Annotated in this window: 4 protein-coding genes; 3 read left to right on the forward strand and 1 reads right to left on the reverse strand. The window is 50.5% G+C overall.

Annotated elements, in window-relative coordinates; genetic code table 11:
• The 3 genes from PMI05_RS28350 to eno all read left to right on the forward strand — a co-directional run.
• A partial coding sequence (locus PMI05_RS28350; protein WP_007729432.1) for a triose-phosphate isomerase occupies positions 1-302 on the forward strand: 302 nt, incomplete at its 5' end.
• Between the two features lie 12 nt (positions 303-314).
• On the forward strand, positions 315-1,856 hold the full coding sequence (gene gpmI / locus PMI05_RS28355) for a 2,3-bisphosphoglycerate-independent phosphoglycerate mutase (protein WP_007729433.1): 1,542 nt from the start codon (positions 315-317) through the stop codon (positions 1,854-1,856).
• 85 nt (positions 1,857-1,941) lie between these two features.
• Positions 1,942-3,228: a phosphopyruvate hydratase gene (eno, locus tag PMI05_RS28360; RefSeq protein ID WP_007729436.1), complete on the forward strand. Its 1,287-nt coding sequence runs from the start codon at positions 1,942-1,944 to the stop codon at positions 3,226-3,228.
• Between the two features lie 166 nt (positions 3,229-3,394).
• Here the strand turns inward: eno and PMI05_RS28365 are convergent, their stop codons facing one another.
• Entirely contained in the window at positions 3,395-4,222 is an 828-nt protein-coding gene (locus tag PMI05_RS28365; protein ID WP_007729437.1) for an ABC transporter ATP-binding protein, read from the reverse strand.
• Positions 4,223-4,399: the final 177 nt, after the last annotated feature.

Genomic DNA, 4,399 nt, shown 5'->3' on the forward strand with positions numbered 1-4,399 from the left:
TGGACGCTGCACAAGTGGCGGATACCGTTATTGCATACGAGCCGATTTGGGCGATTGGCACAGGCAAGTCTTCAACGGCAGAAGATGCAAATGAAACGATTGCTATTATTCGCAGCGTAATCGGTGAACGCTTCGGACAAGCGACAGCCGAGAAAGTGCGCATTCAATACGGCGGAAGCGTAAAGCCGGAAAACATCGCAAGCTACATGGCACAGCCGGATATCGACGGAGCATTGGTTGGTGGAGCGAGTCTCGTAGCGGACAGTTACTTGCAGCTTGTGGCAGGAGCTACGTCGCGATAGGAGGAGAAAGCAATGGCACAAAGACCAAAACCGGTTGCCCTTTTGATTGTGGATGGTTTTGCTTTGCGTAACGAGACGCACGGAAACGCAGTAGCACAAGCCAACAAGCCGAATTTTGACCGTTACTGGAATCAATACCCTCACGCGACCCTGGAGGCAAGTGGGCTGGCTGTTGGACTGCCAGAAGGACAGATGGGCAACTCCGAGGTAGGCCATCTTAATATCGGGGCAGGGCGTGTTGTTTATCAGGATCTGACGCGCATTACCAAGTCGATTCAAGAAGGCGCTTTTTTTGAAAACGAAACACTGATCGCTGCTTTCCAGCACGCGAAGCAAAACGGCAAGCAGCTTCATCTGTTCGGGCTTTTGTCCGATGGTGGTGTACACAGTCACATTAACCACTTGTTTGCGATGCTCGAGTTGGCGAAAAAGCAGGGCTTTGCGGATGTGTTCATCCACGGTTTCCTCGATGGTCGTGATGTATCGCCTGACAGTGCAGTGGGCTATATCGAACAGCTGCAAGCCAAAATCGCAGAGATCGGCGTTGGCCGTATTGCTACCGTACAAGGCCGCTACTATGCGATGGATCGTGACAAACGCTGGGAGCGTGTAGAGAAGGCGTATTGTGCCATGGTGTACGCAGATGCTCCAGCTTATCGTGATCCGGTTCAAGCGGTAAAGGAATCCTACGAAAAGTCCATTATGGATGAGTTCGTCATGCCAACCGTGATTCTCGATGAAGCAGGAAAACCAGTGACGACCGTTCAAAGCGGCGATTCGATTATTTTTTATAATTTCCGTCCAGATCGTGCGATTCAAATGTCGCAAGCCTTTACGAATGAAGATTTCCGTGGCTTTGACCGCGGCGATGAGCGCCCACGCGATCTACATTTTGTGTGCCTGACGCATTTTTCCGAGACGGTTGACGGGTATGTCGCTTACAAGCCTTCCAATCTGGATAACACGTTGGGAGAGGTTCTTTCCCAGCAGGGCTTGAAGCAGCTGCGCATTGCAGAGACGGAGAAATATCCGCATGTGACGTTCTTCTTCAGTGGCGGACGTGAAAAGGAGTTTCCAGGTGAGATGCGTATCCTGATTCCTTCGCCAAAAGTGGCAACGTACGACCTGCAGCCGGAGATGAGTGCACCGGAGCTGACAGACGCTGTTGTGGCTGAGATCGAGGCGGATAATTTTGATGCGATCATCCTGAACTTTGCCAACTGCGACATGGTTGGTCATTCCGGTATGATGGAGCCAACGATCAAAGCAGTCGAGACAGTCGATGCATGCTTGGGCCGAGTGGTCGATGCAATCGTAGCAAAAGGTGGCGTAGCCGTCATCACAGCTGACCACGGTAACGCGGATCTGATGCTGGATGAAGCGGGACGTCCGATTACTTCACATAGCACGTATCCGGTGCCTGTAATCGTGACCAAAGACGGGGCTGCTCTACGCGAAGACGGTATTTTGGCCGACTTGTCGCCAACGCTTTTGGAGCTTTTGGGGGTAGCGCAACCGGTTGAAATGACAGGCAAATCGTTACTTGCAAAATAGGCTTTGCTGGGACACACTGTAAGGGTAGCTTGGCGTTTATCGAAATAGATTGTAAGTGCACATGAAAAAAGGAGATGGACGAGAAATGGCAATGATTACTGACATTTATGCACGCGAAATTATGGACTCCCGCGGTAATCCAACTGTGGAAGTAGAAGTGTATCTCGAAGATGGCTCGATGGGTCGCGCAGATGTTCCATCTGGAGCGTCTACAGGTGCGTATGAAGCAGTTGAGCTTCGCGACGGTGACAAATCCCGTTACTTGGGTAAAGGTGTTCTGAAAGCCGTAGAAAACGTGAATGAAATCATTGCTCCTGAACTGATCGGCATGGATGCCCTGGATCAAGTCGGCATCGATATGGCGATGATTCAGCTCGACGGCACGCCAAACAAAGCCAAGCTGGGCGCAAACGCGATTCTCGGCGTGTCCATGGCAGTAGCACGTGCAGCTGCAGATTCTCTCGGCGTTCCTCTCTACAACTACCTCGGTGGCTTCAACGCGAGAATGTTGCCAGTTCCTATGATGAACATCCTGAACGGTGGTAAGCACGCAGACAACACCGTAGACATTCAGGAATTCATGGTCATGCCAGTAGGTGCGACATCCTTCAAGGAAGCACTGCGTACAGGCGCGGAAATTTTCCACTCCCTGAAAAAAGTATTGGGTGAAAAAGGCCTGAGCACAGCAGTAGGGGATGAGGGCGGCTTCGCTCCAAACCTGAAATCCAACGAAGAAGCGATCACAACCATTTTGGATGCGATCAAAGCAGCAGGCTATGAGCCAGGCAAAGACGTGTTCCTCGCGCTGGACGTAGCAGCTACAGAAATGTTCAAAGACGGCAAATACCACTTCGAAGGCGAAGGCGTTGTGAAAACAACAGAAGAAATGATCGCGTTCTACGAAGATCTGGTAAACAAATACCCAATCATCTCCATCGAAGACGGTTTGTCTGAAGACGACTGGGATGGCTGGAAAGCACTGACTGACAAATTGGGCAGCAAAGTTCAGCTGGTAGGTGACGATTTGTTCGTAACGAACACCGAGCGTCTGGCTCGTGGAATCGAGACCTCTACAGGTAACTCCATTCTGGTAAAAGTAAACCAAATCGGTACGCTGACAGAAACCTTCGAAGCAATTGAAATGGCGAAGCTGGCTGGCTATACTGCGGTGATTTCCCACCGTTCCGGTGAAACTGAAGACTCTACGATTTCGGATATCGCAGTCGCTACAAATGCAGGTCAAATCAAGACTGGTGCGCCTTCCCGTACTGACCGCGTAGCGAAGTACAACCAATTGCTGCGTATTGAAGACGAACTCGCTGATACAGCTCGTTTTGGCGGTCGTTCTGCATTCTACAACCTGAAGAAGTAAGCTTGTATGATTAAATAGATAAAACGAGCGCGCGGCAGTCCAGGACGCAAAAAAGTCCGGGATTGCCGCTGTTTTTTTCCACCGATTCGTTGCGCGTTCAAGTTTTTGCATACGAAAAAAGACTGCCCATACGACTCGATGGACAGTCTTTTTGTTGTTTTGGCGCTTATGACATGGCGAATGCTTTTCGTTCGGTCTGCACAGTGCCCAGGCGACTTTTGCTGTACGGGATGCACATAGGAGTTCCGTACAGCGGGTCTTGCGTAATTTGGCAATCCATATCGAATACCGTACGGACAAGGTCGGTCGTCAGCACTTCGTTCGGAGCGCCCTCTGCCACTACAGTCTGATTGTGAACGGCAACGATATGGTGGGCATAGCGGCAAGCGAGATTCAGATCGTGGAGAACCATGACGATGGTGCGCTGTTCCGTTTGGTTCAGTTCAAACAACAGGTCCAAAATCTCAATCTGATGCGACATATCCAAATAAGTCGTAGGCTCATCCAGCAAAATCGTTTCGGTACCTTGTGCGAGCGTCATCGCAATCCAGGCGCGCTGACGTTGTCCGCCAGAGAGACTGTCGACGGCACGGTTAGCCATATCCGTGAGTTGTGTAGCTGCCAATGCTTTGTTGACCATCTGCTCGTCTTCTTCTGACCATTGCTGTAGCCAGTTTTGATAAGGATAGCGTCCTTGTTTGACCAATTGCAGAATCGTCAATCCTTCTGGTGCAGATGGGCCTTGAGGAAGGATAGCAAGACGTTTGGCTACCTCTTTGGTAGAGCGTTTCGCGATCGATTCTCCTTCAAGCAGGATAGCGCCTTCCTTTGGTTTGAGTAAACGTGCCAGAGAGCGCAGCAATGTAGATTTGCCACTGCCATTACTGCCAATGAAAACTGTGATTTTTCCACGCGGGATGTTTAAATCTAATGCTTCAATGATGTTGCGTTCTCCGTACGATAACGTAAGCCGTTGGGTTTCCAAAGCTTGCATATGGGTTGGACTCCTTTCAAACGCATAGGAAGTTAAAAAATATATTCAGGGCCGCATGTGGCTGCGGTGGGGAGAAGAATATTTCCAGTCTAGGCTCAGTGCTCCGTCCCGCAAGGGGTGGGACTGTCCGCTCCGAAGGGATTCGCGGGGAAACGCAAAAGTGGTAGCCGCTACGTA

Origin of the sequence: Brevibacillus sp. BC25 (genome assembly GCF_000282075.1) — a bacterium.
In the GTDB taxonomy this organism is placed as follows: domain Bacteria; phylum Bacillota; class Bacilli; order Brevibacillales; family Brevibacillaceae; genus Brevibacillus.